Source organism: Nocardiopsis chromatogenes YIM 90109 (assembly GCF_000341185.1).
Classification (GTDB): domain Bacteria; phylum Actinomycetota; class Actinomycetes; order Streptosporangiales; family Streptosporangiaceae; genus Nocardiopsis_A; species Nocardiopsis_A chromatogenes.
This window is the reverse complement of the sequence record NZ_ANBH01000381.1, coordinates 1-3,535: the sequence shown is the minus strand read 5'-3', so window position 1 is coordinate 3,535 and position 3,535 is coordinate 1. Positions and strand designations below refer to the sequence as shown.

The following is a 3,535-nucleotide window of genomic DNA, read 5'->3' as shown; positions in this document are numbered from 1 at the left end:
CCCCCGCCCCCGCCGCAGGAAGGGCGAGGAGCCGGACAGCACCGCCATCCCGGCGCCGTCCGCGCCGTCCACGGTGAGGCGGTCGAACTCGGCGGTGGAGTCGTCAGCGACCACCACCCCCTCGGCCGCGCCGCCGTGCACGTCCAGCCCGCTGAAGGCGGTGGAGGAGCGGCCGGTGACGCGCACCGCCGCACCCCCGGCGTCGCGCACCTCGACCCCGGTGAGCAGGCCGCGCGCCTTCTCCTCGGCGAGCACGCCCTCGCGGCCGCTGCGCACCACCGTGACCCGGTCGGCGCGCGGGTCGGTGCCGCCGCGCAGCACCAGCCCGCGCCCGGCCGCGCCGTGCACCTCCACCTGCTCCAGCCGCACGGCCGAGCGGGAGGAGAGCACCACCCCGTCGTCGCGGACGTCGCGCACCCGCAGCCGCACCAGCTCCGGGGCGGCGTCCCCGTCCACCGCCACCGCGGGCTTGGCGGTGCCGGTCACCTCGCAGTCCTCCACCCGGCCCGCGCCGCCGCCGGCCGCGTACACGCCGTTGCCGCCGGCGTCGCGGATGGTGCAGCGGCTCACCCGGGGGGCGCCGCGCTCGTTGATGACCAGGCCGCTGGTGCCCACGTCCTCCACGACGCAGTCCTCGATGACGCTAGCCTGCGCGGAGGTCACCACGATGCCCGCGCCCTCCGAACAGGTCACCCGGCAGTCGCGCAGCGCCAGGGCGCCCTCGTCGCGGGCCAGTACCGCCGCCCAGGCGGCCCCGTCCACCCGGCACTCGGCCAGCTCCACCTGCCCGGCGGCGGCGTCGACCACCGGCGCCTCGGGGTCGCGGCCGCGCAGGACGAGCCCGGTGAGCTTGACCGCCTCGGCGACGGAGGTGACCGCGCTCCCCTCCGCGCAGAGGATCTCCACCGACCCCGGCTCTTCGGCGGCCATCAGGGTGACCACGCGGGTCAGGACCAGCCGCTCGTCGTAGCGGCCCGGGGCCAGGGAGAGCACCGCGCCGTCGCCGGCCGCGGCCACCGCCTCGCCGATGGTCCGGAACTCGGCGCCGCCCGAGGGGTCGACGGTGCGCACGTGAGGGGTCATCGAACTGTCCGTTCCTTTCTGTCTTCCGCTCGGCCCGCCGCCGTGTCCCGCGCGGCGGTGCGGCGGGTCATCGGCACTCGGCCTCGACCACCGAGGCGGGGAGCGTCGGGTGCGGGGCGCCCTGGGGGGCGGCGCCCGCGTTGGTCAGCCGGAGGGTGAAGGCCCCGTCCACGTCCGAGAACTCGGTGACCGCCCAGTAGTTCCCGGGGTCGGGCCGCTCGATCTTGTAGACGCCGCGGTTGGGGCCCTCGGCCCGCTCGCCGTCGAACAACTCGACGTTGGCGGGCTCGCCGCTGCCCCATAGCGGGGAGTCGCCCGCGATGACCAGCATCTTCAGCGAGCAGGTGGCGTCGTCGAATCCGGGGGTGAACGTCCAGGTCGCCGCGGTTCCGGTGTAGCCGTTGGAGTCGCCGCTCACCGGGATGGCGTCGTAGCCGCCCGAGCACCCCGAACCGGTGTAGTGGCCCGAGCCCGCGCGCGTGACCCCTTCGCCGTGCACCGCGTACGACGCACCGGGGTCGGTGCAGTCCGGACCGGCCACGGCGGAGTACCCGCGCTTCTGCCCGCCACCGCCCGCGCCCTCGTCGGCGCGGGTCGTGAGCGGGGCCGCGCCCTGGTCCTGGACCTGGTCGCCGCCCGCGCCGCCCGCCGTCTCCGGCCCGTCGGCGGGGCCGTCCCCGCCTTCGGGGGCGCCGGGCCCATCGGAGCCGGGGCCGCCGCCTCCGGCGCCCTTGTCGTCTGCGTCCTTGTCGTCTGCGTCCTGGCCACCGGCCCCGTCACCGGACCCGGAGCCCGCGCCGTTCCCGCGCTCGCCGCCGGAGTCCCCGGACGCCTTCTGTCCGGAGCCGTCGGAGCCGTCAGTACCCTCGGAGTCCTCAGCGTCCCCGGAACCCCGGGGACCGTCGTCCTCCTGGCGGTCGCCGGGCTCATCGGAGTCGTCCGAACCCAACAGCGGCACGCCGTCGAGCAGGGAGCCCATCTGCGTCTCGGCGTCAGGCCCGGAGCCGCCCGCGCCGCCGTCGCCCCCCGCGCCGCCGCCGGAGCCGCCGCCGTCCTGGCCGCCGCCGGAACCGCCCTGGGAGCCGCCGTCCTGTGCGCCGTCGCCCTCCCGGTCGTCGCCGCCGACCGCGCCGGGGGCCTGCGGCAGCACGTCCGGAACGAAGCCGCCGGGCTCCTGCCCGCCGCCCCCGCCCGCGCCACCGCCGCCGCCTTCGCCGGGGACGACCGGTGCGCCGCCCGCCACAGGCGCCTGCGCCTGGGCCCCCGCCGTCCCGGCGGCCGGATCGGCGCCGCCGGTCGCCCCGGCCCCTTCTCCGCCGACCAGCCGCAGCCCCGTCTCGGAGGCCCCGAACGGCGCGGCGACCAGGAGCAGACCGGCGATGGCGGCCAGCGCCATGGTGGGTTTGCCGGGCCGGTGCGCAGCCGCCGCCGCGCGCGTGCCGTCGGCGGCGCCGGGGGCGCCGAACCGGCCGATGGCGGCGGTCAGCCCGGACAGCGCGCCGCCCGCGGGGGGTTCGGCGGCCTCGGCGGTCCGGGCCGAGGGGGCCGACGGGGGCGGGACGGGCGCCGGTCGCGCCGCCCGGGACGCGTCGGTCGGTGCCGGGTCGGCGGAGCTCGCCAGGACTCCGGGCCGCTCCGCCTTCGCGGATTCTGCTGCCATGTGGGGGTTCCTCTCTCGGTGGGGTCGGGAGTGAGGTTGACGGGGGTGGGGTCGCCGGTCAGTGCACGCGCCGCCTCCCCCCTTCCGGGTTCAGCGCCGCGTCGAAGGCGGCCTGCAGGGACGGCGCCTGCTCCGGGGGGCGCCCCCAGGCGGCGGCCAGGGCCCGCCCCAGCCCGTCCAGCGCCGCGCGCTGGCCGGTCAGGGCGGCGTGCAGGCCGTCGCGGCGCGCGACCAGGTCGCCGAGGGCCGCCACGACCTCGCGGGGAAGGACCGGTGTGCCGGCCGCCTCCCGCTCCCGCAGCAGCGCCAGGGCCTCCTCGGCCCGCTCGCGGTCGGCCTGCACGGCGTCCTGACCACGGGACCACCCCTGGTCCGGGGCGGCCCCGAGGCCCAGGTGCCGACGGAGCGCGGCGACGGCGCCGCGCACCGGGCCGTCCCAGTCGGCGGGGTCCAGGGCCGGGTCGAGCCCGAGCAGGTCCAGGGCCTCGCGCGCGTGGGCGCCTTCGGCTCGGTCCTGGTCGCTGCGGGGGTCGCGGTCCAGGCCGAGGTGGCGGTCGAGGGCGTCGAACAGCGCCTTCTCCCGCTCCTGCGCCGCCTCCTTCGCCTCGACGACCGCGTCCCAGCGCTCCGCCGCCCCGTCGCCGAGCAGCCCGTACCGCTCCGCCTGCCCCCGGGTGAGCCACACCTCCGCCTCGGTGGAGGCCGTGACCCCGCGGGGGTGGGTGCGCGTGCGGCCGAAGGGGCCGCCGCGGCCGCCGGGGTCGTGGGCGACCAGCAGCGCGTCCATGGGCA

The 3,535-nt window shown here is 78.9% G+C and carries 3 protein-coding genes; all 3 read right to left on the bottom strand.

The features are described from left to right. Positions 1 to 1,083 (bottom strand): right-handed parallel beta-helix repeat-containing protein (locus D476_RS35245; RefSeq protein WP_192826455.1); only part of this gene is annotated, 1,083 nt, incomplete at its 3' end. A gap of 67 nt (positions 1,084 to 1,150) precedes the next feature. Further along, entirely contained in the window at positions 1,151 to 2,743 is a 1,593-nt protein-coding gene (locus D476_RS0131105) for a hypothetical protein (protein WP_020380516.1), read from the bottom strand. A 58-nt stretch (positions 2,744 to 2,801) separates the two neighbouring features. Further along, the coding region (locus tag D476_RS38110) for a hypothetical protein (RefSeq protein WP_040728973.1) at positions 2,802 to 3,535 on the bottom strand (734 nt) is incomplete at its 5' end.